Origin of the sequence: Sagittula sp. S175, assembly GCF_049800975.1 — a bacterium.
Classification (GTDB): domain Bacteria; phylum Pseudomonadota; class Alphaproteobacteria; order Rhodobacterales; family Rhodobacteraceae; genus Sagittula.
Genome location: NZ_JBNAGB010000003.1, coordinates 109,286 through 136,163, shown reverse-complemented (window position 1 = coordinate 136,163; position 26,878 = coordinate 109,286). Strand labels below are relative to the sequence as shown.

Annotated in this window: 26 protein-coding genes and 1 other RNA gene; 17 read left to right on the top strand and 10 right to left on the bottom strand. The window is 65.7% G+C overall.

The window, feature by feature from the left end; translation table 11 throughout:
- Position 1: 1 nt before the first annotated feature.
- Both ACP16H_RS05510 and iolB read left to right on the top strand, forming a co-directional pair.
- Positions 2–217 carry a hypothetical protein gene (locus tag ACP16H_RS05510; protein WP_425071261.1) on the top strand — a complete coding sequence of 72 codons (216 nt, stop codon included), beginning with the start codon at positions 2–4 and terminating at the stop codon, positions 215–217.
- A 43-nt stretch (positions 218–260) separates the two neighbouring features.
- The gene (gene iolB / locus ACP16H_RS05505; protein WP_425071260.1) at positions 261–1,085 is read left to right on the top strand and encodes a 5-deoxy-glucuronate isomerase; all 825 of its coding nucleotides are present in this window, start codon (positions 261–263) and stop codon (positions 1,083–1,085) included.
- A 173-nt stretch (positions 1,086–1,258) separates the two neighbouring features.
- Here iolB and ACP16H_RS05500 read toward each other — a convergent pair whose 3' ends face one another.
- From ACP16H_RS05500 to nudC, 4 genes are all read right to left on the bottom strand, one after another.
- Positions 1,259–2,659: an FAD-binding oxidoreductase gene (locus ACP16H_RS05500; RefSeq protein ID WP_425071259.1), complete on the bottom strand. Its 1,401-nt coding sequence runs from the start codon at positions 2,657–2,659 to the stop codon at positions 1,259–1,261.
- A gap of 5 nt (positions 2,660–2,664) precedes the next feature.
- Entirely contained in the window at positions 2,665–3,474 is an 810-nt protein-coding gene (locus ACP16H_RS05495; protein ID WP_425071258.1) for a DUF4198 domain-containing protein, read from the bottom strand.
- Positions 3,475–3,484: 10 nt separating this feature from the next.
- Positions 3,485–3,955, bottom strand: coding sequence for an SRPBCC family protein (locus tag ACP16H_RS05490; protein ID WP_425071257.1), 471 nt, complete (start codon positions 3,953–3,955; stop codon positions 3,485–3,487).
- Positions 3,956–4,030: 75 nt separating this feature from the next.
- Positions 4,031–4,978 (bottom strand): NAD(+) diphosphatase, encoded by a 948-nt coding sequence (gene nudC / locus ACP16H_RS05485; protein WP_425071256.1) that lies wholly within the window; start codon positions 4,976–4,978, stop codon positions 4,031–4,033.
- Positions 4,979–5,130: 152 nt separating this feature from the next.
- Between nudC and ACP16H_RS05480 the strand changes: the two genes are divergently transcribed.
- From ACP16H_RS05480 to ggpS, 5 genes are all read left to right on the top strand, one after another.
- Positions 5,131–7,095 (top strand): bifunctional 2',3'-cyclic-nucleotide 2'-phosphodiesterase/3'-nucleotidase, encoded by a 1,965-nt coding sequence (locus ACP16H_RS05480; RefSeq protein WP_425071255.1) that lies wholly within the window; start codon positions 5,131–5,133, stop codon positions 7,093–7,095.
- Positions 7,096–7,374: 279 nt separating this feature from the next.
- Positions 7,375–8,019: an HAD family hydrolase gene (locus tag ACP16H_RS05475; protein WP_425071254.1), complete on the top strand. Its 645-nt coding sequence runs from the start codon at positions 7,375–7,377 to the stop codon at positions 8,017–8,019.
- A 183-nt stretch (positions 8,020–8,202) separates the two neighbouring features.
- Positions 8,203–9,330 carry an NAD(P)H-dependent glycerol-3-phosphate dehydrogenase gene (locus ACP16H_RS05470; RefSeq protein ID WP_425071253.1) on the top strand — a complete coding sequence of 376 codons (1,128 nt, stop codon included), beginning with the start codon at positions 8,203–8,205 and terminating at the stop codon, positions 9,328–9,330.
- Positions 9,327–10,103 carry an HAD-IIB family hydrolase gene (locus tag ACP16H_RS05465; protein WP_425071252.1) on the top strand — a complete coding sequence of 259 codons (777 nt, stop codon included), beginning with the start codon at positions 9,327–9,329 and terminating at the stop codon, positions 10,101–10,103. Before ACP16H_RS05470 ends, ACP16H_RS05465 begins: the two co-directional genes overlap by 4 nt.
- A 3-nt stretch (positions 10,104–10,106) precedes the next feature.
- Positions 10,107–11,624, top strand: coding sequence for a glucosylglycerol-phosphate synthase (gene ggpS, locus ACP16H_RS05460; RefSeq protein ID WP_425071251.1), 1,518 nt, complete (start codon positions 10,107–10,109; stop codon positions 11,622–11,624).
- A 133-nt stretch (positions 11,625–11,757) separates the two neighbouring features.
- Here the strand turns inward: ggpS and ACP16H_RS05455 are convergent, their stop codons facing one another.
- Positions 11,758–12,852: a THUMP domain-containing class I SAM-dependent RNA methyltransferase gene (locus ACP16H_RS05455; RefSeq protein ID WP_425071250.1), complete on the bottom strand. Its 1,095-nt coding sequence runs from the start codon at positions 12,850–12,852 to the stop codon at positions 11,758–11,760.
- 77 nt (positions 12,853–12,929) lie between these two features.
- Between ACP16H_RS05455 and ffs the strand changes: the two genes are divergently transcribed.
- Positions 12,930–13,029: signal recognition particle sRNA small type (gene ffs / locus ACP16H_RS05450), an RNA gene on the top strand.
- Between the two features lie 118 nt (positions 13,030–13,147).
- Here ffs and ACP16H_RS05445 read toward each other — a convergent pair.
- The 3 genes from ACP16H_RS05445 to ypfJ form a co-directional block, all read right to left on the bottom strand.
- Positions 13,148–13,687 carry a protein-tyrosine phosphatase family protein gene (locus tag ACP16H_RS05445; RefSeq protein WP_425071249.1) on the bottom strand — a complete coding sequence of 180 codons (540 nt, stop codon included), beginning with the start codon at positions 13,685–13,687 and terminating at the stop codon, positions 13,148–13,150.
- Between the two features lie 144 nt (positions 13,688–13,831).
- Positions 13,832–15,334, bottom strand: coding sequence for a hypothetical protein (locus ACP16H_RS05440; protein ID WP_425071248.1), 1,503 nt, complete (start codon positions 15,332–15,334; stop codon positions 13,832–13,834).
- A gap of 166 nt (positions 15,335–15,500) precedes the next feature.
- Positions 15,501–16,337, bottom strand: a complete 837-nt coding sequence (gene ypfJ / locus ACP16H_RS05435; RefSeq protein ID WP_425071247.1) for a KPN_02809 family neutral zinc metallopeptidase — start codon at positions 16,335–16,337, stop codon at positions 15,501–15,503.
- A 140-nt stretch (positions 16,338–16,477) separates the two neighbouring features.
- Between ypfJ and ACP16H_RS05430 the strand changes: the two genes are divergently transcribed.
- The 7 genes from ACP16H_RS05430 (at position 16,478) to ACP16H_RS05400 (ending at position 22,502) form a co-directional block, all read left to right on the top strand.
- Positions 16,478–18,250 (top strand): DNA polymerase III subunit gamma/tau, encoded by a 1,773-nt coding sequence (locus ACP16H_RS05430; RefSeq protein ID WP_425071246.1) that lies wholly within the window; start codon positions 16,478–16,480, stop codon positions 18,248–18,250.
- Complete coding sequence (locus ACP16H_RS05425; RefSeq protein WP_425071245.1) at positions 18,240–18,758, top strand: hypothetical protein; 519 nt, start codon at positions 18,240–18,242, stop codon at positions 18,756–18,758. Before ACP16H_RS05430 ends, ACP16H_RS05425 begins: the two co-directional genes overlap by 11 nt.
- 60 nt (positions 18,759–18,818) lie before the next feature.
- Positions 18,819–19,271 carry a hypothetical protein gene (locus ACP16H_RS05420; protein WP_425071244.1) on the top strand — a complete coding sequence of 151 codons (453 nt, stop codon included), beginning with the start codon at positions 18,819–18,821 and terminating at the stop codon, positions 19,269–19,271.
- Between the two features lie 75 nt (positions 19,272–19,346).
- On the top strand, positions 19,347–19,691 hold the full coding sequence (locus ACP16H_RS05415; RefSeq protein WP_425071243.1) for a YbaB/EbfC family nucleoid-associated protein: 345 nt from the start codon (positions 19,347–19,349) through the stop codon (positions 19,689–19,691).
- A 7-nt stretch (positions 19,692–19,698) separates the two neighbouring features.
- Complete coding sequence (locus tag ACP16H_RS05410; protein ID WP_425071242.1) at positions 19,699–20,850, top strand: hypothetical protein; 1,152 nt, start codon at positions 19,699–19,701, stop codon at positions 20,848–20,850.
- 1 nt (position 20,851) lies between these two features.
- On the top strand, positions 20,852–21,445 hold the full coding sequence (recR, locus tag ACP16H_RS05405; protein ID WP_425071241.1) for a recombination mediator RecR: 594 nt from the start codon (positions 20,852–20,854) through the stop codon (positions 21,443–21,445).
- 166 nt (positions 21,446–21,611) lie between these two features.
- Positions 21,612–22,502: a hypothetical protein gene (locus ACP16H_RS05400; protein ID WP_425071240.1), complete on the top strand. Its 891-nt coding sequence runs from the start codon at positions 21,612–21,614 to the stop codon at positions 22,500–22,502.
- A gap of 84 nt (positions 22,503–22,586) precedes the next feature.
- On the opposite strand, the gene ACP16H_RS05395 is transcribed toward ACP16H_RS05400, so the two are convergent.
- Positions 22,587–23,345 (bottom strand): DUF1013 domain-containing protein, encoded by a 759-nt coding sequence (locus ACP16H_RS05395; protein WP_425071239.1) that lies wholly within the window; start codon positions 23,343–23,345, stop codon positions 22,587–22,589.
- Positions 23,346–23,509: 164 nt separating this feature from the next.
- Here ACP16H_RS05395 and ACP16H_RS05390 point away from each other — a divergent pair, with 164 nt between their 5' ends.
- A complete protein-coding gene (locus ACP16H_RS05390) occupies positions 23,510–24,148 on the top strand; it encodes a ribonuclease T2 family protein (protein WP_425071238.1) in 639 nt (212 codons plus the stop codon).
- Positions 24,149–24,433: 285 nt separating this feature from the next.
- Here the strand turns inward: ACP16H_RS05390 and ACP16H_RS05385 are convergent, their stop codons facing one another.
- Positions 24,434–25,084: a sulfotransferase family 2 domain-containing protein gene (locus ACP16H_RS05385; protein ID WP_425071237.1), complete on the bottom strand. Its 651-nt coding sequence runs from the start codon at positions 25,082–25,084 to the stop codon at positions 24,434–24,436.
- Positions 25,085–25,181: 97 nt separating this feature from the next.
- Here ACP16H_RS05385 and ACP16H_RS05380 point away from each other — a divergent pair, with 97 nt between their 5' ends.
- The gene (locus tag ACP16H_RS05380) at positions 25,182–26,807 is read left to right on the top strand and encodes an AMP-binding protein (RefSeq protein ID WP_425071236.1); all 1,626 of its coding nucleotides are present in this window, start codon (positions 25,182–25,184) and stop codon (positions 26,805–26,807) included.
- Positions 26,808–26,878: the final 71 nt, after the last annotated feature.

The window sequence follows — 26,878 nt, the reverse complement described above, 5'->3', positions numbered from 1 at the left end:
GATGGCGCGGCTCCTCGACGTTCACCATGTGTGGTTCAAACCCGTCTGGCGACGCGTCGTCACCGTGGGCGCGTGCCTTGGCTGGGCGGTGCTGGAGCTGAGCTGGGGCAACCCGGGCTGGGCGCTGCTGTTCGGGTCCATCGGCCTGTACTGCGCGCACCAGTTCTTCATCGCCTTCGATCCCAAGGAGCCGGGCGACCCGGCAGACAAACCCTAGGTCGGGGACAACCCCGACCTACGCACATTCACAGGAGCCCGCCATGACCCACCTGCTGCGCAAGCCCTCCGGCACCTCTGGCCAGGTGCACAACGTCACCATCGAGAACGCCAAGACGCCTGACAGCCCCGCGTGGAGCTATGTCGGTTTTGACCTCTGGCGGCTGGCGCCTGGCGAAACGGCGCAAGGCGCGACCGGCGACCTCGAGGTCATCCTCGTGCTGGTCGAGGGCAAGGCCGAGATCTCGGGCGCCGGGCAGGACTTTGGCGAAATGGGCGAGCGGATGGATGTCTTCGAGAAGATCCCGCCGCATGCCGTCTACATTCCGCGCGGTGCGGAGTGGACCGCCACCGCGACCACCAATTGTACGCTGGCTGTATGCAGCGCCCCCGGCATCGCGGATTACCCCGCTGCCAAACTCGGCCCCGATGGCATCGCCATGGTGCAACGCGGCAAGGACGCCAACACGCGCTACATCCACAACGTGGCGATGGAGGACCGGGACGTCGCGTCCTCCCTGCTGGTGACCGAGGTCTACACCCCGGCGGGCAACTGGTCCTCCTACCCGCCGCACCGTCATGATGAGGACGATTTCCCCAACATGACCTACCTCGAAGAGACCTATTATCACCGCCTGAACCCGGGACAGGGTTACGGCCACCAGCGGGTCTTTACCGAGGACGGCTCGCTGGATGTGACCATGTCGGTGTCGAACCACGACGTCACATTGGTCCCGAAAGGGCATCATCCCTGCGGTGCACCCTATGGATACGAGATGTATTATCTCAATGTCATGGCCGGACCGATCCGCAAATGGCGGTTCAAGAACCACCCCGATCACGACTGGATCGCCAAGCGGGATGCATAAGGGAAAGGCCGGGGACACACCCCGGCCTTTTCAGTTGCGGAAAGCTCCGGGGCGCTGCCCTTGGGCCAGGGCTTCGCCCGTTCGGCCCTCGGACCGTCCCCAAAACGGTCCGCCGCGCAAAGCGCGGAACGGTCCTCACCCCCGGAGGTATTTGCACCAAGCAAAAGCCAGTATTAGGCAGGTGGCACGGTCTTGCCCGGATTCAGGATGCCTTTTGGATCGAGCGCCTGCTTGATCGCACGCATCATGTCGAGGGCCACGGGATCCTTGCGGCGCGCCATGCTGGGCAGTTTCGACGTACCGATGCCATGCTCGGCCGAGAAGCTGCCCCCGAGCGACAGCACCACGTCCTCGACGGCCTGCATCACCGGGTCCTTGAGCCCGGCATCGGAAATCCACACCACGTAGTGCAGATTGCCATCGCCGAGGTGTGCGACAGTCATATCCTGCGCCTGCGGGTCGATTGCGGCGACACGGTCGCGCGCCGTGTCGAGGAAGCGCGCCACGTAATCCAGCGGCACCGCCACGTCGTTCACCACCGCAGGGCGGCGCGACAGGGACACCTCGGCGGCGGCCTCGCGGCGCGCCCAGAAGGCTGAGCGCTGCGCGTCGGACTGGGCGACGACGGCGTCCATTACCAACCCCTCTTCGAAGAGCGTGGCGAGCACCTCCTCAAGGTAGCTGGCCAGCGGCACTTCGCCATCCGGGCCGGGGGTCACGTCGCGGGGTGCGGTCGCCCCCAGTTCCACCAGGATATTCACGTCGTATACATCGTCGAAGGGCGCGCGGGCCTCGGGATGCATCGCAGCATAGGCTTCCATGTAGGCGCGGGGCATGAACTCGAAGGCCTCAACCGCGCCGCCGGTCATCTCTTGCAGGCGGTTCAGCAGCACCAGCGCCGCGTCCAGCGTCTCGGCGGCGACCATGGCCGTGGCAAAGGCCTTGGGCGCAGGCACCAGTTTCAGCACTGCACGGGTGATGACGCCCAGCGTGCCCTCGGACCCGATCAGCAGGTGGCGCAGGTCGAAGCCGGTGTTGTTCTTGTGCAATTCCGACATGAGGTCGACCACGCGGCCATCGGCAAGAACAGCCTCCAACCCCAGCACCAGATCACGGGTGTTGCCATAGCGCAGCACGTTTGACCCGCCCGCGTTGGTTGCAAGGATACCGCCGATCCGGGCCGAGCCCTTGGCGCCGAAGGTCATCGGAAAGCACAGCCCGTGCGCTGCCACCGCGTCATGCAGGTTGGACAGGATCACCCCCGCCCCCACCCGCGCCAGCCGCGCCTCAGGGCGGATTTCCTCGATCTCGTCCAGCCGATCCAGCGACAGCATCACCGCGCCCTCGGCTTGCGTGCCACCGGAAAGCCCCGTGTGCCCCGATACCGGTACAACCGCTACGCCCGCCGCATGGGCAAGGCGCATCACCGCCGCGACCTCCTCGGTCGACCGGGGGCGCACCACGCACAGCGGCGTCCACGCATACTGCCCGGTCCAGTCTTGCGACCACGGTGCCATGTCCGCGCCAGTCAGCACCGCGCCATCGCCCAGCGCGCGTTTGAGATCTTCGATCATTCAAGTCACTCCGGAACCGCGAAGGTCAACGAGGCCCATCGGCTTTGCCATGCCGGACCGTCGCCCTTGACCGGAACTTCCAGCATCTTCACCGCATCCACGAGGTAGGCGTGGCCCGGTGTCACCTCCAGCATCGCGCGCCCCGCGTCGTCGGTACGGTAAAGACGCACCTCCACCGTGCCGTCGGGGGCCTTGTCGAACAGTTCCACCTGCACGTCAGCACGCGGCGCCCCCTCATACATCACGCGGACCGGAAAGCCCCCGGACAGGTCGTCGGTATAGGGGTTTGCCTCTGCCACGATCTCGGTCTCGAGGCCCAGTTCCACGTCCGATCCCACGCCATCACCCAGCGCCACGAGGCTCTTGGCAAAGCGTGTATACATCTCGCGCACAACGTCCGGGTCCAAGCCGCGCGTGTCATGCGCCCGGCAGGCCCATTCGATGTCCTTGTGCTTACAGAACCGCTCGAAGGTCGCGCGGTCCTTATAGGTCAGGTTGTAGTCCTTGGTGACATGCACCACCGTGGCCAGCCCTTCGCGGTCCACCACCATGTTCAGCGCGGGCTTGTCGCCTGCGCGGCCCTCGACCGCGATCACCTCGCCATCAACCACCACGTCAAAGCGCCGGAAATTCGGCGGCACATAGGCAAAGGTCGCGCCCTGCAGCTTGTCCCCGACCTTGATCTCGGCCACCAGCGGCGCGTCGGGGGCCACCTGATAGTCCAAAGGCTCGATCCAGAACTCATGCGCCGAAGCCGCGACGGCCACCGTCATCCACAAGGCCGCTCCGGCGACCAGTCTCCCCCAGCGCATCATGCGTCTCCCTTCAGGCGTTTGCCTGCAGCTTGCGTTCCAGATCGCGCGCCAACCCCTTCATCCGATCGCGAAAGCGGCGATCCATGCCGCCCTTGGCCAGCTTCAGCGATTGCACCAGCAGGCGGGCGGACAGGGTTGTCGGCATCATCTCGACGGTGACACCTATCCTCGTTCGCGTCCGGGACAAGGCCACGACGTCCAGAACCATCTGCACTTTCAGCCCGCCACTGACCGAGTCGAACACCATGCGTTCCGGCGGCTGGAATTCCGCCAGCTGGATATCCGCCTCACGGCTCTTGCCGCGAAAGCCGAAGGTTGCGTGCCAGGTCATGCCCTCGGCGGGGCCGGTCGCCGGGCCACTGGTGCGCTGCACGTCCAGCCCGCGCCGCAGCGCCTGCCGTTCGACGCTGTCGAAATCCGACAAGGCGGCAAAGACCCGGTCCAGCGGAGCCTCGATATCCTCGCGCGCTGTCAGTTGCATGATGGTGCCCTATCCTCTGTGCCGCCTCGCGGCTTCATTTTCGTTAACGTCAGGGACCATACCCGAAGAGGGGCGTCAATCCAAACGGTCCGTCAGCCAGGCGTTCAGCAGGAAATGCGCAATCGCCCCCTTGCGCGCGGGCAGGATGTCGGTGCGCAGCCCCGCCGCCGCATCGGCCACCTCCTCACGCGACAGCCAGCGGGCATCTTCCAGCTCGTTCGGGTCGATGGTGATGTCGTCCGTCAGCGCTTCGCCATGGCAGCCCAGCATCAGCGAGGACGGAAACGCCCAGGGCTGCGAGGCGAGATAGCGCACCGGGCCGACCTTGATCCCTGCTTCTTCAAAGACCTCGCGACGCACGGCGGCCTCGATGGTTTCGCCCGGTTCCACAAACCCCGCGAGGCAGGAATACATCCCCTCGGGCCAGCCCGGAGACCGCCCCAGAAGGCAGCGATTGCCGTGCGTTATCAACATGATGACCACCGGATCGGTGCGCGGGAAATGCGGCGCGTTGCAGGTGACGCAGTTGCGCTGCCAGCCGCTTTGGCTGACTTCGGACACCGACCCGCAGCGCGCGCAGAACCCATGGGTGTCATGCCAGCCGTGGATCGCCTTGGCCGTGGCCGCCAGTTCCGCATCGCGCGCAGAGAGCTGCGTCATGATCCGGCGCAGCTCGGCAAAGCGCCCCTCCGGGCAGGCCGGATGCACCTGCTCGGAGGGATCGACGAAGGAGCCCATGCGTTCGTCCAACTCCGCGGGCTGCCAGCGCGACACGTCCACCGCCCAGATCAGCACATCCTCGCGGCCCAGCAGCACCGGGTCGCGCACGGCATCGGCCATCACCGGATGATCCAGCGGCAGGCGCAGCAGCGCTCCGTCCGCGCCGATCAGCGGCTTGCCCCGCCACAGCACCACGGCCCGCGCGGTGCCTGCCAGCAGCGCAAGGTCCTCGGGCCGCCCGCGCAGCTCTGCCGCCCGGTCCAGCCCGGACCCGCCAAATGTCACCGTTTCCGCATGTCGCATGTAGCATCCTCCGCGCGTGCATTCCTGCGGCACGCCCATCCGAAAGGCAAGCCATCGGCCAATCCCCGCCCTTCCGCAAAGTCACCACAGGAATTGTCACACGGCTGTCGGGAAAGCGTGCAAGCTGCATGGAAACAACAGGGAGCGACTCGATGACCCAGAAATTCAACCGCCGCCAGTTCCTCGCCACCACCGCGGGCGCCTCGCTGATCGCGCTGCACCCCTACTCGGCCCGCGCACGGGCCGGGCAGGCCCACCTGCGCATCCTGGAAACCACCGACCTGCACGTGCATGTCTGGCCCTACGACTATTACGCGGACAAGCCCGTCGACACGGTCGGCCTGTCCCGTACGGCCTCACTCATCGACGCCATCCGCGCCGAGGCGACCAACACGCTGACCGTCGACAACGGCGACTTCCTCCAGGGCAACCCGCTGGGCGACTACATCGCCTACGAGCGCGGGATGAAGGAGGGCGACATGCACCCCGTCATCACCGCCATGAACACCCTGGGCTTCGACGCGGGCACCATCGGCAACCACGAGTTCAACTACGGCCTCGATTTCCTGATGAAATCCACCGCGGGCGCGGACTTCCCCATCGTGCTGGCGAACATCGCCAAAACCGAAGGCAGCGATCCCACCAAGGACGAAACGCTGTTCAAACCCTACGTCATCCTCGACCGCGAGCTGACCGACGGCTCAGGCGAAAAGCACCCCATCCGCATCGGCATCATCGGCTTCACCCCGCCGCAGGTGATGAACTGGGACCGCAAGCACCTCGACGGCAACGTCACAGCCCGTGACATCGTCACCACCGCGCAAGCCTACGTGCCGCAGATGCGCGAAGAAGGGGCCGAGATCATCCTCGCCCTCTCGCATTCCGGCATCGGCTCTGCCGACCACGAAGACGGGATGGAGAACGCCTCGGTTCCCCTCGCCGCCGTCGACGGCATCGACGCGCTGGTGACCGGCCACTCGCACCTCGTCTTCCCCTCGCCCACCTACGAAGGCTTCGCCGCCGTGGACGCGGAAAAGGGCCTGATCCACGGCAAGCCCGCCACCATGGGCGGCTTCTGGGGTTCGCACATGGGGCTGATCGACCTCCTGTTGGAACGCGACGGCAACACCTGGCGCGTCGTCTCCTCGACGACCGAGGCGCGCCCCATCTCGCAGCGCAACGAGGACCGCTCCATCACCCCGCTGGTGGGCGACTACCAGCCTGTGCTGGACGCCACGCAAACGGACCACGAGGCAGCGCTGGCCTATGTGCGCACCGCCGTGGGCAAGACCGACGCGCCGCTCTATTCCTACTTCGCGCTGGTGGCCGATGACCCCTCGGTGCAGATCGTGTCCAACGCGCAGGAATGGTACATTGCCCAGATGCTCGCAGGCACGGAATACGAGGGCCTGCCCATCCTCTCCGCCGCAGCGCCGTTCAAGGCCGGTGGCCGCGGTGGCCCCGAGTATTACACCGACGTGGCCGCCGGTGACGTGGCGATCAAGAACGTCGCCGACCTCTACCTCTATCCCAACACCGTGCGCGCGGTGAAGGTGAACGGCCAGCAGCTGAAAGACTGGCTGGAACGCTCCGCGGGCATGTTCAACCAAGTCGAACCGGGATCGACCGACGCCATCCTGCTGAACCCCGACTTCCCCAGCTACAACTTCGACGTGATCGACGGGGTGACCTACCAGATCGACCTGAGCCAGCCGTCGAAATACGGCCCCAAGGGCGAACTGGAAAACGAAGCGGCCAACCGCATCGTGAACCTGCAATACGACGGCCAGCCCGTGACGCCCGAGATGGAGTTCGTCATCGCCACCAACAACTACCGCGCCTCGGGCGGTGGCAGCTTCCCCGGCACCGGCGACACCATCATCTTCGAAGCCCCGGACACGAACCGCGACGTCATCGTGCGCTACATCGTCGAACAGGGCACCATCAGCCCCTCGGCAGACTCCAACTGGTCCTTCGCGCCGATGGACAAGGACACCACGGTCCTGTTCGAGACCGGCCCCAAAGCGCGCGACTACATGGGCGACGTGAAGGGCGTGGCCATCGAGGACGCAGGCGATGGTGCGGACGGCTTCGCTGCCTTCCGCATCAAGCTCTGACGCTTCGTCCCAACCTCCCGCCGGTGGCACCGACAGGACGCCTCCGGCGGGAGTACTTGGACCAAGAAGAAGCAGGGCGCGTGCCTGTGGTTCTTCTTGGCGCAAATACTCCTATCCTCCCTGTCCATTCACGCACCGCCTGCAACGACATGCAACCGCATGTGATTGGCCTCTTTTCCTGCAATGCCCTAGATCCAGTCACCAACTCACGGGATGGTGGGCGGGGCGATCCGGCGCAGCCGGGAGCGCCGTGCCGCCATCCCCGCCAAGGAAATGCAGATGCGCTACGACGCCGTGATCTTCGACCTCGACGGAACCCTGCTGGACACCGAGAGCCTCGCCCTCGCTGCGGGCCAGCGCGCGGCGGAGCGCATCGGCCAGACCATGTCGCGCGACTTCTTCCTCACTCTCGTCGGCGGCGACAAGGCGGGGGGCGATACCAAGCTGGCGGCAGCCTTCGGAGCCGATAACCTCGACGCCTTCAACACCGCCTGGCACGAGGAACACCTCACGCTCATGGCCTCCGGTATTGCCCTGCGTCCCACAGTTCTCGAATTGCTCGACCATCTGGACGCTCGCGGATTGCCACAGGCCATCGCCACGTCCTCGCACCGCAAAGGGGCCGGGCTGAAAATGGCCGCTGCCGGTTTGACCGGTCGTTTCACCACCATCGTCACCCGCGATTGCGTGCAGAATCCCAAACCGCATCCCGATCCCTATCTCACCGCCGCCGCGAAGCTCGGTATTGCGCCGGAACGCTGCCTCGCCTTCGAAGACAGCACGCCGGGCGTCCGCGCCGCCCGCGCAGCGGGCATGACTGTCGTCCTCGTGCCCGACCTCGCCCCTGTCGAAGACGGCCAAGCGCATTACACCGCACCCGACCTGATGACCGGCGCGCGTATGGCGGGGCTGGCGGTCTTCTGACCTGAAAGCGCTGAAAAACCGGGCAATCCGCCGAGATTTCCGCTTTTTCCGCAGGCGACGCTGCAACGCAGAAAAAACCGCCTCACAAGGGGAACCCATCCAGCGCTCCTGCGTTACTGTGCCAAAAGCGCACCCAACAGCGCCCGAAGTATCGCGCAACCCGCACGATCGGCAGAAGGACAGATGGAGCCCCCTATCAAGGATACCGCCCAAACCCCCGCCTCACCCTACACCCGCGTCGCCGTTCTGGGGGCCGGAAGCTGGGGCACTGCCCTTGCGACCGTCATCGCCCGCAATGGTCACGATGTCGCCCTCTGGGCCCGCCGCCCTGACCAGGCGCAGGCCATCAACGAGACCCGGCAGAACGCCGACTATCTCGACGGCCTTTCCCTCCCCGCCCGCATCACCGCGACTTCCGACCTCGCTGTAGCCCTCGACGATGCGCAGGCGGTCCTGCTGGTCACCCCCTCTTCGACACTGCGCGCCATGTGTCAGGCCATCGCACCGCATATCCCCGACCTCATTCCCCTCGCCCTCGCCTGCAAAGGCGTCGAGAAACGCACCGGCCTGCTGCTGTCCGAAGTGGTCAGCGACGAACTCCCCGGCCATACCGTCGGGGCCGTCTCCGGCCCGACCTTCGCCCGCGAAACCGCACTGGATCATCCGACCGCCGCCACAGTGGCCTTCCCCTTCAGCTACGCCGATCGCCTGTCGCCCGACCGCAGCCCCGCCGCGCGCATGGCACTCACCCTGTCGGGTGGCGGCTTCCGTCCCTACGTCTCCGACGACCTCGTCGGCGTCGAAGTCGGCGGCGCGGTCAAGAACGTCATCGCCATCGCCTGCGGGATCATGTCCGGCGCGGGCTTTGCGGAGAACACCCGGGCCGCGCTCATCACCCGGGGCATCGACGAGATGAAGCTCCTTGCCACAGCCCTTGGTGGCCGCCGCGAAACGGTCACGGGCCTTTCCGGCGCAGGCGATCTGACACTCACCTGCTCGTCCACCACCTCGCGCAACATGTCGCTGGGATACCAGCTTGGACAGGGCGTCCCGCGCCCCAACTGCTTTGAAGGCCGCAACACCGTGGTCGAGGGCGAGGTCAATGCGGTCTCCGTGACCGATCTTGCCCGCCGCGTCGGCGTGCCCATGCCGATCTGCGAGACAGTCAACGCCGTCCTGCACCATGGCGCCGACATCCAAGAGGCGTTCAGCGCCCTCTGGGCCCGCCCGATCGAGGCTGAGCCTTTCGCGCTGGACCTGTCCTTTGACCACCCCGCGCCGCAGACCCTGCAATTCGGAGGCACGTCATGAACGTCCACACCGCCCCCCGCCCCGCCATGTCCGACCGCCGCTTCACGCTGGCCACCGACCTTGACGGCACCTTCCTTGGCGGCAGCCAACAGGACCGTGACCGCCTGTACGGCTGGATCGAGGACAACCGGCACACCATCGGACTGATCTTTGTTACCGGGCGCGACCCGGAGTTCATCATGCAGATGTGTCGCCAGAACGGCCTGCCCTGGCCGGAATACGTTGTTGGCGACGTGGGGACAACGATTGCCGAGGTCACTGCCGACGGCCATGTCACCCCTATCGCGGCACTGGAACAGGACATCGCCGACCGCTGGGGCGACCGGGGCGAGGTAGTCCGCACCGCCCTGTCGGACCACCCCGGCCTGACTTTGCAACCGACGCCCTTCCGTTACCGCGTGTCCTACGATCTGGACCCGCAGATCTTTGATCCGGCAGCGAAAAACCGGGTAGAGGAACTGGGCGCGGACTGGCTGATCTCGGACAACCGCTTCTTCGACGTCCTGCCCAAGGGCGTCTCCAAGGGCCCGTCGATTCGACGTCTCGTGGATCATCTTGGCCTGCAACAGGACACCGTCCTGTGCGCCGGGGATACGCTGAACGACCTCAGCATGCTGGTCTCTGGCCTGCCCGCCGTCGCGGTGGGCAATTCCGAACCCGACCTGGTCGCCCGGCTGGATGGTCACGAGGTCTACCGCGCGGACGCCCATGGCGCTGCCGGTATCCTCGAAGCCATCGCCGCGCTCGACCTGCACCCCACGCCGAAAGGATAACCCATGCCCTCTGACGTCCAGAACCGCTCCGACCTCGTGATCGTCTACCACCGCCAGCCGTATGAAGAAGTCGAGGTAAACGGCAAGATCGAATACCGCGAGAACAAGTCGCCGAACGGCATCGTCCCGACACTGAAATCCTTCTTTGGCCGGGTGGACAAAGGCGCGTGGATCGCATGGAAACATGCCGAAGACCCGTCGAACCCCGGCTTTGAGCGCGTCGTCGAAATCGACGATCCGCACGGAAAATACACCGTGTCGCGGCTGCCCCTGACGCCGGAACAGGTCACCTCCTTCTACCATGTTTCGTCCAAGGAAGCGTTCTGGCCGATCCTGCATGGCTTCAAGGAACGCTACAATTACGACCCGGTCGACTGGTCGACGTTCCGCGAGGTGAACTGGGCGTTTGCCGAAGCCGCAGCAGCCGAGGCCGCGGACGGCGCGACCGTCTGGGTCCACGACTACAACCTGTGGCTGGTGCCGGGCTATCTGCGCACGCTGCGACCGGATGTGAAGATCAGTTTCTTCCACCACACCCCCTTCCCCGGCGCGGATATCTTCAACGTGCTGCCGTGGCGGCGCGAGATCCTTGAATCGCTGATGGCCTGCGACGTGGTGGGCTTCCACATCCCGCGCTACGTGAACAACTTTGTCTCCGCAGCGCGCTCGCTGCTGGAGGTGGACACGCAAAAGCGCGAAAAGGTCAGCCCCGAACTGAACGCCCAGACCTCGGCCCTGTCGGAGCAGTCCGTTGTCACCGAACTGGCGTACGAAGGCCGCACGGTGCGCCTGCAGGCCAGCCCGGTGGGCGTTGACGTGGACTACATTGAAACACTGGCCACCTCGGACCGCACCCTTCAGCGGTTCGAGCAGATCATGTCCGACTTGGGCGACCGCCGCCTGATCCTGTCCGTTGGCCGCACCGACTACACGAAGGGGGGCATCGAACAGCTGGAATCCTATGAGCGTCTGCTGGAGTCCCGCCCGGACCTTCGGGGGCGCATCCAGTTGATGCATGTCTCCGTCATGGCGAACGAAAACATGACCGCCTACCGCCAGATCCAGGAGGATCTGGAACATATGGCAGGCCGTATCAACGGGCGTTACGGCAGCTTCGACTGGCAACCCTTGGTGCTGATCTCACGACCCGTGCCCTTTGCCGACCTCGTCGCCTACTACCGTGCCGCAGACATCGCATGGATCACCCCGCTGGCGGATGGCATGAACCTCGTGTGCAAGGAATACGCCGCTGCCCGCACCGACGGCGACGGAGTGCTTGTTCTGTCCGAATTCGCCGGCGCGGCGGTCGAACTTGCCACGGCGGTTCCCACCAACCCGTTCAGCCACAAATCCATGGACTCGGCCCTGCAATTCGCGCTGGACATGCCCGAGGACGAGCGCCGCGGCCGCATGAAGCTGCTGCGCCACTTGGTCCGTCTCCATGACGTACGATTCTGGGCCGAAGACCAGATGCAGGCCTTTGGCAAAGGTACGCCGCAGGCGTTGACGACCGCCGCCTGAGGAAACCGCCGCCTGCGCGCTATCAGTCGCGCCAATTTGAGTATTTGGACCAAGAAGAAGCAGGGGCGCGTCCTCTGCTTCTTTGGTTTTCAAAATACCTCGGCGCTGACACCGCAGCTCGCGCGACGCCTGTTCAGATCTCCGCCTGATACAGTTTCACGGTCAGCCCGCCAAAGGCCACCGGCGGCCCCGCCTTCAGATCCAGCCCCGTCGCCTTGGCCAGCCCGCCGTCCGAGGTCACCATCCCTAGCCGCCAGCCCTTGAACCGCTCCTGCAGGACCGCGCCAAGCGAGCCGTAAAGCCCGAACAGCAGTTTGCGATCGCCGATGCGGGCGCCGTAGGGCGGGTTCACCATGACCAGTCCCGGCGGTCCATCCGGGCGTTGCAGATCGCTTACCGCCGCGCGGGTAAAGACGCTCAGATTGCCCACGCCAGCACGCGCCGCATTTGCCAAGCTGCCACGGATCGCGCCGTCATCACGGTCCGAGCCGTAGAACCGCAGATCGGTTTCCCGGGACGTCAGTCCCGCTTTCATCGCCGCAAAGGCCGCCGCATCGAACGTCGGCAGCGTCTCAAAGGCGAAGGCCCGCGCCCGTCCCGGTGCCAGACCGGCCGCCCATTCCGCCGCCTCGATTACAAAGGTCCCCGAGCCGCACATCGGGTCAACCACAGTCTCCATGCCCGCATAGCCACAGCCGCGCAGGAACAGCGCCGCCAGCGTCTCGCGCATGGGGGCCTTGCCTACGGCCTCCTTGTAGCCGCGCCGATGCAGCAGCTCGCCCGAGGTGTCCAGCGAGAAGGTCACGAGGTCGTCCTCGATACGCACCATCACCCGCAACGCGCCCTCGGCGCTGACCTTGCATCCCGCCGCCTCGATGGCGCCCGCGACACGTGCCCGCGCCGCGCGGTCGTGGTAGATCTTGGAATTCCGACAGGTCACCTCGACGCGCACTTCCGCCCCCTCGGGCAGCACTGCGCGCCAGTCGAGCTTCTTCGACCGCTTGTCCAGCTGCGCCAAATGGAACGCCCGGAACTCGGCAAAGCGCACCAGCACGCGCCCCGCGCCGCGCAACACCAGGTTGGCGCGCCAGACGTCAGGCCAGCCGCCGCGCGTCACCACGCCGCCCGGGGCCACAGCGAGCGCGTCGAAGCCCGCCTCGGTCACCTCCTGCAGCAGGATCGGCTCCAGCCCCGGCGGGGCGCTCAGGAATATCTCGAATGTCTCCATGCCCCCGCTCATACCCGAACCGTTGACCACGTCCAGTGGCCCCCTTGCAATCCGGCGTCCCAGCCCCTAAATACCGCCTCGAGAGGTTGTGCGGGCAGGCGCTTCGCCAACCCGGTCAGGTCCGGAAGGAAGCAGCCGTAACGATTCCCGCCTGGGTCGTTGCAATCTCTCACCTAAAAAGGCCGGGGCGTTGTCCCGGCCTTTTTGTTTGTCCGGGATTTGACTGCCTGCAGCGGCGGGGTTCTTTTCAACCATTGAAAAATCGAACATTGTCAACATTGCCGGGCATTCCGCCTCAGCGTACCGGGTGACGAACAAAGGTCACCGCACCGCGATCGGCCCGCATGGCCCAGGCCATCTGTTCCTCTGACCCGATCGTCTCGGGGCAGACCGCGCTAAGGCGGTCCAGGGCCTCATCCGGGGCCTCGCCCGCCTCGATCATCAGCCGCAGGGCCACCATGCCGCAGCGCCCCTGCCCCTTCGGCGAATGCAGCAGGACGCGCCCGCCTCCCAGCAATGCACGCCGCGCCTGTTTCGACACATCGGGCCAGGTCGTCTCGAGCACCGCGGTAGGCCCCGAGCCGCGCGGCATCGCGACGTGCACCCAACGCGCACCCTTGTCCTGGATGTGCTGACCCAGCAACTGCGCGCCGCCGTCGACCAGCTCCGCCTGCGTGGCAATCGAGATCACCATCGCGGGCCGCCAGCTGGCGAGGTGGTCAAGGTCGCCGCGATAGTCGCCCCCCGCCCCGGGCAGAGGCGACAGGGCGAGGATCCCGCCGCCGACCGGCAGGGCATGCATCACCACCGCTGTGGAATATCCTGACAAGGACACGGACTCCGCCTGCCTGAAATTCGTTCACTCACCAAAACACGTGCAAAATACAATCCGCGCGATCCTTGCATGGGTGGCACCCCCTGCATAGCGATTCGATGGTCGGTGCCCGGGGGACGCCTGTCAGCCTCCCCCGGGCGTGGTTCAGACCACCTGACCGGGCCGCGCCTCGGCCCAGTCGGACAGGAAATCGCGCAGATCGGCGCGCCCGGTCGAGCGGATGGCACGGCGCGGCAGCGCTACCCCTGCCTCCAGCACCAGTTGCAGGCAGGCGCGGTAGTCGCCTCTGTCGCGGGTCGGGCAGCTCTCGGCCCCGTGCAGGATCGTGGTCAGCAGCGTGCCGCCGTAGTCGTTGACGTGGCTCAGGTCTGGGCGCAGGGCCAGCAGTCCCTCTACCACCTCGGCCAGCCCGTGGTAGCCCGCCAGTTGCACCGGGGTAACGCCCTGCGCATCAGGCGCGTCCCACGGCAGGCCCAGCGCCACCAGCGCGCGGACATGCGCCAGCCCGCCGGGCCGCGTCAGCACCTCGTGCACGAGGTTGGCGTAGGGCGCGGGCAGCGCGTTCGGGTCAAGGTACTTGCCGGGGCTGGCCTGCCGCTCGGCGGCCTGCGCCAGCAGCGTTTCCTGAGGCGTCAGCGGGGTTGGATCCAACCTATCGACCAGCGCCCCCGCTCCGTGAACCCGGGCAAAAGCATAAGCCGACACGCCTTGCCACGGACGGTCGGGATCGGCACCGGCCTGCAACAGCAGGTCGACAATCTGGGCAGAACAGCCCCGCCGGGCGGCGTGGTGCAGGACGGGAATTTCTGCGCTCGCCAGTTCCTCGGACGCATCCGGGGCGGCCAGCAGCGCCGCGACCTTGGCCGCATCGTCGAAATCCATCGCCCGATGCAGGGCATTGGTCCCCGCGATCCGCGCCCCGGCCTGTAACAGCAGGTCCAGCGCCGTGCCATCCGCAAGTTCCGTCGCGTGGTACAGCGCGTCGCCCTCGGGCGCGGCACCGTGGTCCAGCAGCCAGCGCAACAGCGCCACGTTGCCCGCCGAGACCGCGCCGAACAGCGGCGTGACGCGCCAGCCGGGCGTGTCCAACGGTGCCGAGATATCCGCCCCGGCGGCGTGTAGCGCATCGGCGACGCCCAGCATGTCTTCAGCCAACTCAGGCCGCATCGTGATCCACTTCGAAAACGCGAGGTGCTGAAAAGCCGTACGCGGCCCGAAGGGTTTCACCGCCAAAGACGTATCGCGCGCCAGCGCCGACTCCACCGCCGCGCGCCGGTACAGCGCGCATTCCAGCCCGAACAGCCCATCCGCCAGGTCGGGCCGCCCCTCCAGAAGCTGCGCCACGATCCCGGTCTGGCCGTGCACCAGCGCGATCTTCAGCCGCTGCTGCGCCTCGGCCCGGTCGAACCCTTGCCGCGTGGCCTCGGCCTTCAGCACGGGCCAGCTGGAGAATCCATTTTCCTGCGCGACGACATGCAGGAAATCGGCGCGCAAAAGGTCGCCGCGCTTGTGGGGCAGGTATTGGCGGATGCGCTCCACGGCCCACGTATCGCGGGCGATCCAGGCGCGTTGCATCCTCTTGGCCTCGAGCCGCAGGCGGTCAAGGGCATCATCGTTCGTAGACTCAGGGTGTGAAAGGTCGGTCATCCGGCTTCCTCCATCAACGCCCGCGATCCGCTGTGTCGGGCCAGAGAAATCCGAAATGTCATCGAACTTCGACAGATGAAGCAGGTGCAATGGCTTTCCGCGGATCAGGCGGCCCCCTGCGAAGGGCCGCCCTCATCCTACACGCGAAACGCGCCGCGCCGCAAGATCACAGCTTGCGCGCCGAGAAGGTATCACAGCTTTCCGGGTCGCCCGACTTGTAGCCATTGGTGAACCAGCGCTGCCGCTGTTCGGATGTGCCATGGGTAAAGCTGTGCGGATTGGGCACCCGACCCGCACGCCGCGCGAGGTAGTCGTCGCCAATGCGCTGCGCCGCGTTCAGCGCCTCGTCGATGTCGCCCGGCTCCAGCAGGCCGCTGACGTGCTGCGCCCAGACGCCCGACAGGCAGTCGGCCTGCAATTCCAGCCTCACGGTCAGCGCATTGGCATCCTTCTCGGAGGACCTCTGCCGCAAGGCGTTGACCTCCGGCAGTATGCCGATCTCGTTCTGCACGTGATGCGCGACCTCGTGGGCGATCACATAGGCCTGCGCGAAATCGCCCTCCGCGCCCAGTTCAGACCGCATGAAGGCAAAGAACGCCGTGTCGAGGTAGGCCTTTTCATCCACCGGGCAGTAGAACGGACCCGTCGCGCCCGACGCGCCGCCGCAGGACGATTGCGTCACCCCCGAGAACAACACCAGCACCGGCGGCGTATAAGCCTTGCCAAAAGCCTCGGGGAAGACCTCGGTCCAGACGGCCTCGGTCGTGCCCAGCACCTGCGCGCTGAAGTCGCCCGCCTGCACCTCGGCCTGCGTCAGCTCGCGCGGCTCGGAAGTCTGCGTGCCGCTGCCGGTCAGCAGGGGCGTCACGTCGATGCCAGTGAAATAGCCGATCGCCAGCACGATCAGCAGGCCGCCGACACCCAGTCCACCGCCCATCGCCACGCCGCCGCGGCCGCGACGATCCTCGATGTTCCGGCTGCCTCTCACGTTTCTCAGTCGCATCTCACAGTCTCCCGATCACTTGATCACCAACACCTCACGCGCCCGAGAGGTTCCCCCGCCCGTCCGCACGCCCCTTGCGATCCCGCGCCCCGGGCAATAGCTTGCCCCGGACCCGGAAGCCCGGCCCGGAAGGAATCCAGATGTCAGACCAGCCCGCCTACCAGGTGCTCGCCCGCAAGTACCGCCCCGAGACCTTTGCCGATCTCGTCGGTCAGGACGCCATGGTGCGGACGCTCAAGAACGCCTTTGCAGCGGACCGCATTGCGCAGGCGTTTATCATGACCGGCATCCGGGGCACGGGGAAAACCACCACGGCGCGCATCATCGCCAAGGGGATGAACTGCATTGGTCCGGATGGCACGGGCCAGCCGACCACTGAACCCTGCGGCCAGTGCGAGCATTGCGTCGCCATCATGGAAGGCCGCCACGTCGACGTGATGGAGATGGACGCGGCCTCGCGCACCGGGGTCGGCGACATCCGCGAGATCATCGAGAGCGTGCACTACCGGGCGGCCTCGGCCCGCTACAAGATCTACATCATCGACGAAGTTCACATGCTGTCCAAAAGCGCCTTCAACGCGCTCCTGAAGACGCTCGAGGAACCGCCGGCGCATGTGAAGTTCATCTTTGCCACCACCGAGATCCGGCAGGTGCCGGTGACCGTCCTGTCGCGCTGCCAGCGCTTTGACCTGCGGCGGATCGAGCCGGAGGTGATGATCGCGCTCCTGCGCAAGATCGCGACCGCCGAGAATGCCGAGATCACCGACGAGGCGCTCGCCCTCATCACCCGCGCCGCCGAGGGGTCGGCGCGCGATGCGACCTCGCTGCTGGATCAGGCGATTTCCCATGGTGCCGGAGAGACCACCGCCGATCAGGTGCGCGCCATGCTGGGCCTCGCTGACCGGGGCCGGACCATGGACCTGTTCGAACGCATCATGCGCGGCGACGGGGCTGGCGCGTTGAACGAGCTTTCGGCGCAGTATTCCGACGGGGCCGATCCCCTTGCCGTGCTGCGCGATCTGGCGGAACTGACGCATTGGATTTCGGTGGTCAAGATCACGCCCGAGGCCGCCGAAGACCCCACCATCTCGCCCGACGAACGGGCGCGCGGGCAGGCCTTTGCCGACGGGCTGGGGCAACGGTCTCTGGGCCGCGCGTGGCAGATGTTGTTGAAAGCAATCGAGGAAGTGTCGTCGGCCCCCTCGGCCATCATGGCCGCCGAGATGGCCATCATCCGCCTGACCCATGTGGCAGACCTTCCCTCGCCCGAGGAACTCATCAAGCAGCTCCAGAACAGCACCCCGCCGCCGATGCCCGGTGGTGGGGGCGGTGGCGGGATGCACCACCAGGGCGGGCATTCCGGCGGTCAGGCGCATACCAATGCCTACGGCGGCCCTGCGCCGACGCACCCCGGCCCCTCCGGCCCCGTAGCCTCGGCGGGCGGCGCGGCGCTGGCAGTGGCCAGCGCGCAGGCTCTGGCCCATTACCCGACCTTCGAACATGTCCTCGACCTGATCCGCGCCAACCGCGACGTGAAGCTGCTGGTCGAGGTGGAGGGCTGCGTGCGCCTCGCCGCCTATCAGCCCGGCCGGATCGAGTTCACGCCCACCGACGACGCCGACCCACAGCTGGCGTCCAAGCTGGGCACCGCCCTGCAACGCATGAGCGGCTCGCGCTGGGCGGTGACCGTGGTCAATGACTGCAAGGCCGCGACCGTGGTGGAAACCCGCGACGCCGCCAAGCGCAAGCTGGAGGAAGAGGCCAGCCAGCACCCGCTGGTGCAGGCCGCGCTGATGGCCTTCCCCAAGGCCAGGATCGCCAACATCCGCACCCACGCCGAGGCCGCCGCACAGGCGCAGGCCGAAGCGCTGGAAGAGGTCGAGGACGAATGGGACCCCTTTGATGAAGACTAGGGTCCTGCGCGCCCCCCGCAGCCTTTGGGCGGTGGCGGTCATGCTGCTTTGTGGGCTGGTGAATCCCGGTGGATACACGGTCATGTGGCTGGCCGACCTGCGTATTGCGCGCGAAGGCTGGGCCGAGCAGGACCTGTTTGACATGGTAATCTTCTTCGCCGTCTACACCTTGCCCTGCCTCATCATGACCGGCAGCGCGCTCTGGCGGTTCCGCGCGGGACGCGGCGCGCGGCCCCTCGCGGCGAGCCTCACAGGCTTCGGCATCGCCAGCGCCACGATGATCGCCTGCGCGACACTGGGTCTATGGGTCATGGCGACATTTTACGACGCCCCGCCCGACCTGTTCGGGCTGATGCGGGCGCCGCTGGACATCATGCAGATGCTCGTATCCGTTCTGTATGTCGCGGCCATCTATGCGCTGGCCATCGGGCTGCCTTGCTGCCTCGTCACTTGGCTGTTGCTGCGCCTCGCCACCCGCCGTGACGACGGCGGGGTCGGGAATACCTGACCCTGCGACAGCTTTGACCATATGGTCTAAATCCATACGGAAAGACACAAGGGATTATCCATGAAACATTTTCTTGCCCTGCCGCTGTTGGCGCTGGCCTCTCCGCTGATGGCCGGAGAATTCTGCACGCTGGACGGCACGGAACGCTTTTCCTGCACGCTTAAGAACGGGACGAAGGCCGTCGAGGTCTGCGACGCGCTCTGGCTGGACGTGGACACGGCCAGCTATGGCTTCTTCACCCCGGGACAGGAGCCGGAGATGGAGATCGCGCAGGAGATGACCGGAATGCTCTACGAGCCGTGGGGCGGCGTGGGCACGCCTTGGGGCTCCGTCACCTTCAACGCGCCCGACGACGTGCACAGCTACACCGTCTGGTATCAGGGCAACGATGGCGGCATCACCGTGCAGAAGAACGGCGAGGACATCGCCATGCTGGAGTGCGACCACGGCACGCTGACCCACGATCTCGACGCGCTCATCGAACGCATCGAGACGGCGCAGATCTCTCCGTAAGCTTGCCCCTGACGCCCGCCCCTGCGATACTTGCGGCCAACGCGCCCCGCCGGGGCCACCACAGGAGACACGCGAATGTTCAAGGGATTGGGCCAGCTTGGCGACATGGCCAAGATGATGCAGGCCGCGAAGGAGATGCAGGGCAAGGTGACCCAGCTTCAGGAAGACCTGAAGACCATCATGGTCACCGGCGAAAGCGGCGCGGGCCTGGTCAAGGCCACCGCGACGGCCAAGGGCGAACTGACCGCCATCGACATCGACCCGTCGATCTTTGTCCCGTCCGAGAAAGAAGTGGCCGAGGACCTGATCCTCGCCGCGATCAAGGACGCGCAGGCCAAGGCGCAGGCGCGGTCGGAGCAGGAGATGAAGAAGCTCACCGACGAGCTGGGCCTGCCCGCCGACATGAAGCTGCCGTTCTGATACGGCCATGGTAGAGGCGATGGATCAAACCGGACGCCTCTACCACACACCCCGCGCCTGGGTTCGGTTCGGGGGGATTTTCGTCGCCGCGACCATCGCCTCCGGGCTGATTTACATGGCCGCGCGCTACCGGATGACCGGCGAAGTGAGCGACGCGCCTCTGGTGGTTCTGGTCACCCTCAATGCCATTGTTGTCTATTGCTCTGCGTGGCTTATCGCGCCGAGGCTTGGACAGACGCTGGACCACCTCCCACATCCTGCGGAGGCCTCGACGCAGGCTTGGCTGGAACGCGTCATCTTTGGCCGTGGCACGCTGCTCATGTCCTGCGCCTGGGGCGCAATGATCGCCTGCGGCCTCTTCGCCCTGAAACCCCTTGGCCCGGATCAGCAGGACTGGCTGGCCGCGTACAGGGCGGTTTTCGGTGCAGCGGAGCATCTGCAAGCGATGACCATGACTGCGCCCCAAACGCCTGCTGCGCCCCCCGACGCCCTGCCTGACTTCGTCGCCAATCTCTTCCCGGACCCTCTGCTGGCAAAACTCCTGGCCCTTTTCGTCTTTTCAGGAAACCTCATCATCGGCGCCGCCATCGCCTTCATCGGGCGGTTCTGGTGGACTGTCCTGAAACGGCTGGACGACATCGACTTGCGCATCCTCAACCTGTCACGCGAACCATTACCCGCGCTTCTCCGCACCAACAGCCTGGTCGTCACGATCACGGCGCTGGTCTCCTCGCTGTCGATCCTGGCACTTATCCTTGCCGGCTTTGCGTTCGAGCTCACCGCCATGGTGTTCTCCCTGTCCAGCATGATGCTTGTGGTCGCAACCTACGCGGTGCCGATCCTTCCGCTTTCCAATCGCCTCCGCGAGGTGAAGTCCGCCGAACTGAACGCCGTCGAACAACGTATCGAAGCCATCCTGCGCACCCGCAGCGGCCTGCCGCAACGTGCGGACGGACCGCTCACCGGACCAAACGGAGAAGTTTTGCCGCCAGAAACCTTGGGAGAGCTGTCGGATTTGCTTGAAACCCGCAAGATCATCCATGACATACAAACCTTACCGCCCGGCGGGCAGGTGTCAGTTTCGGCAGCGGGTATCGTGACGTTCCTGTCATTCCTGCCGACCCTGATCGACTTCATTCTGAAGAATCAAGGCGGATGACGTGCGCGACCCGAATTCCATCGAGCAACTTATCGACCTCATGGCGCGATTGCCCGGCCTCGGGCCGCGCTCGGCGCGACGTGCGGTCCTGCACCTGATCCGCAAGCGCGGTCAGCTGCTGAGCCCCCTGGCCGAGGCCATGGCCGAGGTCGCCGCCACCGCGCGCGAATGCCTGAACTGCGGCAATGTCTCCACCGCAGACGTCTGCCCGATCTGCACCGACGAGGCGCGCGCCAACGGCATCCTCTGCGTGGTCGAGGATGTGGCCGATCTATGGGCGATGGAACGGTCGGGCACGTTCCGGGGCCGCTATCACGTGCTGGGCGGTACGCTGTCGGCGCTGGACGGCATCGGCCCCGAGGAACTGCGCATTCCACGGCTGAAGGACCGGCTGGCCACGGAACGCGTGAGCGAGGTCATCCTTGCGTTGAATGCCACCATCGACGGCCAGACCACGGCGCATTACATCGCCGACCAGCTGGAGGGCCGTGTTGCCTTGTCCAGCCTCGCGCAGGGCGTGCCCATCGGTGGCGAACTGGACTACCTCGACGATGGCACGATCACGGCGGCGCTGAATGCGCGCAAGCGCCTCTGATCCGCAATCGCCCAAGAAACCGTCCCCGACCTGTTGCCCAAAGCCCGCATTCCCGGCAGAGATCGGACCATTTTCGGCCTCGCGGAATGACGTCCTTGCCTTGGCGCCCCAAGTGCCGCAGGTGAAGGTATGGCCACTTGGCCGACCGCTGCCCCGGATTCACCCCATGCGCCTCATTGCTCTCGCCACGGCTGTGCTGTTGCCCTTGACCACTCACGCGCAAGCGCAAGGGATCGACCCTGCGCCTTTGACGCAAAGCGACCTGCTCGGTCGCGAGATCGGCTTTGGGCTGGCCTCCGAAGTCCTCGACGCGCAGGGACGCGGCCAATGGAGCGCGGGCCGCTACAGCCTCGGCCGGTCCGACCCGGACGGCGCACAATCCTCCAGCTATGCCACGCGCAACGCCGTGGCTGGCTTTGGCTTCGGCGACACCGGCCTCTCGGCCTTCCTTGGCTACGGACAGGGCGCCTCTGACCTCGCCGACGACCGCCAGCAGGCACGCATCCGGTCTTATTTCTTGGGCCTTGCCTATGCCGGAACCGCTGGCCGCTTCGACTACGGCGCCGCTGTCTACGCCGGGCGCAGCCATAACGTCACCGATGCGCCCGACACGCTGACTGGCACCTCCGATCACGATGGCCGCCTGCTCGGCCTCAGCTTGCGCGCCGCGACGTCCCTGCCGAACGACATCAACCTGAGCCTTCAGGGCGATGTCCTGCAACATGAAACCCGGGATTTCCCGCTCAGCGGCTACGGCGGCACCACCGTTGACGCCCGCAGCAGCACCGCCACGCGCCTGCGGGCCGAGGTCAGCCGCCCGACGCAGATGCACGGCTGGACCCTGTCCCCCTTCGCCGCCCTCGCCGCGAATGCAGGCGATCAGGACGACTTCGTCATCGGAGGCACCACTGTCGGCGCCGCCGATATCCTGAGCGGCCCGCAATTCAGCCTTGGCACCGGCTTCACCGCGCCCGGCGGCCTGAATGGCCGGCTCGAGGTTTCGACCGACGACGACGGCAACACCGGCGGCACGCTCGGCCTGTCCCTGCGTTTCTGAGCCCACCGCCGAAACGAGCCCAAAACCCCCAAACGAAAAGGGCGGCCCCGCAGGACCGCCCCGGTTCCGTTTCCCGGACCCGCCTCAGCGACGATCATCCTCGTCGTCGTCATCCTTGTCGCCCGGCAGGTTAAAGAAGCTGTCGGCATCCAGGTAGTTGTTGTCGTCCTTGTCGTCGTCATCATCCTCGCCGCGCGGATCGGACAACGAGAAGCTTTCCAGCCCCTCCATGTTCGACGGCAGACGCGGTTCGTTGGAATCCATGCCAAGGCTCTGCTCTGTCGACACCAGCTTGCGACGCTCGTCGTCGGACATGACGGCCGCGTCCTTGGCAGCCTTGGCCACGGCGGCGTCCAGCTCCGACTGCTTGCACAGCCCCAGTGCAACCGGGTCGATGGGCTGCATGTTCTGGATGTTCCAGTGGGTGCGCTCGCGGATCGCAAGGATCGTCGGCTTGGTGGTGCCGACCAGCTTGGCAATCTGCCCGTCGGTCAGTTCCGGGTGGAACTTCACCAGCCACAGGATCGAGTTCGGACGGTCCTGGCGCTTCGACAGCGGCGTGTAACGCGGGCCACGGCGCTTTTCCTCGTCAACGGCGGCAGCGTTGTACTTGATCTTCATCCTGTACAGCGGGTCCTTCTCGGCCTTGTCGATCTCGGCCTGCACCAGCTGGTTGTTGGCGATCGGGTCAAAGCCCTTCACGCCCACCGCAACGTCACCGTCGGCGATGCCCTGGATCTCCAGCTCGTGAAAGCCGGTGAAATCGGCGATCTGCTTGAAGCTCAGCGTCGTGTTGTCCACCAGCCAGACGGCGGTCGCCTTGGGATGCAGCAGCTTGGACATCTCTCAATTCTCCTGTGATCGGACGAACGGCAAATCTTCCCCGCCCCCCAAAACCACCCTGTCGGGGGCCTCGGGATGCCTCGGATCAACTCCGGGGCGGGTTACCGTTGTCGGGAAACTCGGGGCGTATATAGTGCCGCCTGACCCAAAAGGAAACGGAAAAAATGCGCCCCCTGTTGCTTGCTGCCCTTGTATCCACCACTTTCGCGCCGATCCCCGCCACCGCCGACGGCGAAAAATCCGGCGTCTTCGATTACTACGTCATGGCCCTCAGCTGGTCGCCCAACTGGTGCGAACTCGAAGGCGACGCCAGAAACTCCGAACAATGCGACGAAGATTTCGGCTGGACCCTTCACGGCCTCTGGCCGCAATACCACCGCGGCTGGCCCGCCTACTGCCCCACGGTGGAACGTGCCCCCTCGCGCGGACAGACGGGCGAGATGGCGGACATCATGGGCAACGGCGGCCTCGCGTGGCACCAGTGGAAGAAACACGGCGTCTGCTCGGGCCTCTCGGCCACGGCCTATTACGACCTCTCGCGGCAGGCCTACGCCTCGATCACCCGGCCGGAGGTCTTCCGCAAGCTCGACAAGACTGTGAAGCTCCCCGCCTCCGTCGTCGAAGAAGCCTTCATCAAGGCCAACCCCACGCTGGAAAAGGACATGATCACTGTCACCTGCATGGACGGCTACATCCAGGAGGTCCGCATCTGCCTGTCCAAAGACCTCTCCCCCGTGCCCTGCGGCCGCGACACGGTGCAGGACTGCAAGATGAAGGACGCGCTCTTCGAGCCCATCCGCTAGGCGGCCCACGCAGGGCACAAGCGCCGCCCCCTGCCCCACTTGCTGCCGAACACCCCGGGGGGGGGCCCGGGGGGACCCCGCGCGCCCCCCCGCTTCTGTATGCGGGAAGCAGAGCTTCCCCCGCTTCTGCCAAACGGGAAGCAGCGCTTCCGCCGCTTCCGCCCTGTGGGAGGCAGCGCTTCCGCCGCGTCTGCCGAACGGAAAGCCGTACTTCCTACGATGCGCGCGGCCCGCAGGGACGCGCGCCGGTCGCCGCCGCCAGGCGGCGAAACCCCTCGCCCGACATCAGAACCGATACCCAAAGCGCATCACGTCCTCGCGGCAGATGCGCCCCACGACCTCTGCCGTCTCGTCCGTGTAATAGACCCGGTAATTCGGGTTCCTGACCGAACGGTTCAGATGCGCGATCCCCGGCACGAACCCCAGGTGTGCCTCCAGCAGGTCCATATCATTCCGCCAGCTTTCCAGGCGGATGAACAGGTTACAGCGATCCTCACCAAACCAGTCCTGCGTGTAGCTGGAATAAGGGTTCAACATCATTGCCTGCGCGGTCATGGGATGTTTCACGAAGTTCGCAAAGTCCATCATCTGCGCCAGCCGCACCTGCCCGTGGTCGAAAGTCTGCGCCCGCAGCCAGTGATAATAGCTGACCATCCGGTCCCACGGGTTGCGCACGAAGGAAAACACGAAGAAATCCCGCAACTCGTCCTCGCTGACGACCCCCTCGATGTCCTTCAGCGTCGAATGCTTCCACAACCGACCCGCCGCCTTTTCCTGCAGCTTCTTCACGCGCGGGCGCCGCTTCTTGGCCTTGGGCGTATCGCCGATCAGGATATCGCCGCGCATGGCGCGATCCTCCAGCGCCGCTGCCATCGAGGTGCCGCCCGTCTTTGGAATATGGACAAAGATATATCGCCGCCCCGGGGAAATAATCATATGAAAATGGCTCCTTCTGTCGCGGTTACGAAATCCCTCTTTTCCTTCCCCGTCAACTCACGCAATAAACTTGCGTGGTGCAATCAGGGAGGACCCCATGGGCTGGCTGAAGGACGAAACCGGACTGGAACGCAACGCGGCGAATTATGTCGCCCTCACGCCCCTCTCCTTCCTGCAACGCGCCGTGCAGATCTGGCCCGAACATACGGCCATCGTTTACGGTCAAACGCGCCGGACCTACGCCGAATACACGGCCCGCATCACCCGTCTGGCCTCTGCGCTGGCCAGGTCCGGCGTGAAGCCGGGTGACGTGGTCGCGACGATCCTGCCGAACATCCCTGCCCAGGCCGAGGCGCATTTTGGTGTGCCTGCCTGCGGGGCGGTGCTGAACACGATCAACACGCGGCTCGACGCCGATACCGTCGCCTATATCCTCGATCACGGCGAGGCAAAAGTCGTCCTGGTAGACCCGCAGTTCCTGCCGCTTCTTGCCACCGCACTCGATCTGATGGAGGGTGAACAGCCCATCGTGATCGAGGTGGCCGACGACGCCGCAGGTGTCCACGCGGGCGGGCACTACACCGAATACGAGGCCTTCCTCGCCACCGGCGACGCCGATTTCCAGTGGATCCTGCCCGAAGACGAATGGGAGAGCATCGCGCTCAACTACACCTCCGGGACCACAGGGCGGCCCAAGGGCGTCGTCTACCACCACCGCGGCGCCTACCTGAACGCGATGGGACAGGTGCTGTCATGGCGGATCGGGCTGCACCCGATCTACCTGACCATCGTGCCGCTGTTCCACTGCAACGGCTGGTGCCACACTTGGATGATGCCCGCAGTCGGCGGAACCGTGGTGTGCTGCCGCGACATCCGCGCCGACGCGATCTTTGATGCCATTGCAGATGAAAAGGTCACTCATTTTGGCGGCGCGCCCATCGTGCTGAACACGCTCATCAACGCTCCGGCCGGCCAGAAACGCAGCTTCGACCATGTGGTCGAAGTCTTCACAGCCGGCGCACCGCCCGCCCCCGCCACGCTGGCGGCGATCGAGCCCATGGGCTTCAACATTACCCATGTCTACGGCCTGACCGAGACCTATGGCCCCGCCACCGAATGCACCTGGCAGTCCCAATGGGACCACATGCAGGGCGACGAACGCGCTGCGCAGAAATCCCGTCAGGGCGTGGCCATGCCCTTCCTTGAACCGATGGACGTCTGGGATGACGCCGGTCAGCCGATCCCGCGCGATGGCGAGGCACGCGGCGAAATCGTCTTCCGCGGCAATGGCGTGATGAAAGGCTACCTGAAGAACCCCCGCGCCACGCGCGAGGCGTTTCAGGGCGGGGTCTTCCATTCCGGCGACATCGCGGTGATGTTCCCGGACAACTACCTGAAAATCGCCGACCGGGCGAAAGACATCATCATCTCGGGCGGCGAGAACATCTCCTCGGTCGAGGTAGAGTCCACCCTGATGTCACACGAGGCCGTGCTGCTGTGTGCCGTCGTGGCCAAGCCGGACGAGAAATGGGGCGAGGTGCCCTGCGCCTTCGTCGAGCTGAAGGACGGCCACAGCGCCACCGAAGAAGACCTGATCGCCCATGCCCGCCACCGGCTTGCCGGATTCAAATGCCCCAAGACGGTGGTGTTCCAGGAACTTCCCAAGACATCGACCGGCAAGATCCAGAAGTTCGAACTGCGCAAGCTGGCGGCAGAGATCTGAGCGGTTTCGGATCGCTGCGCGATCCCACCCCCGGGGGGGGGGCCCGCGGCCCCGCGCCGGCGGCGGCGTCA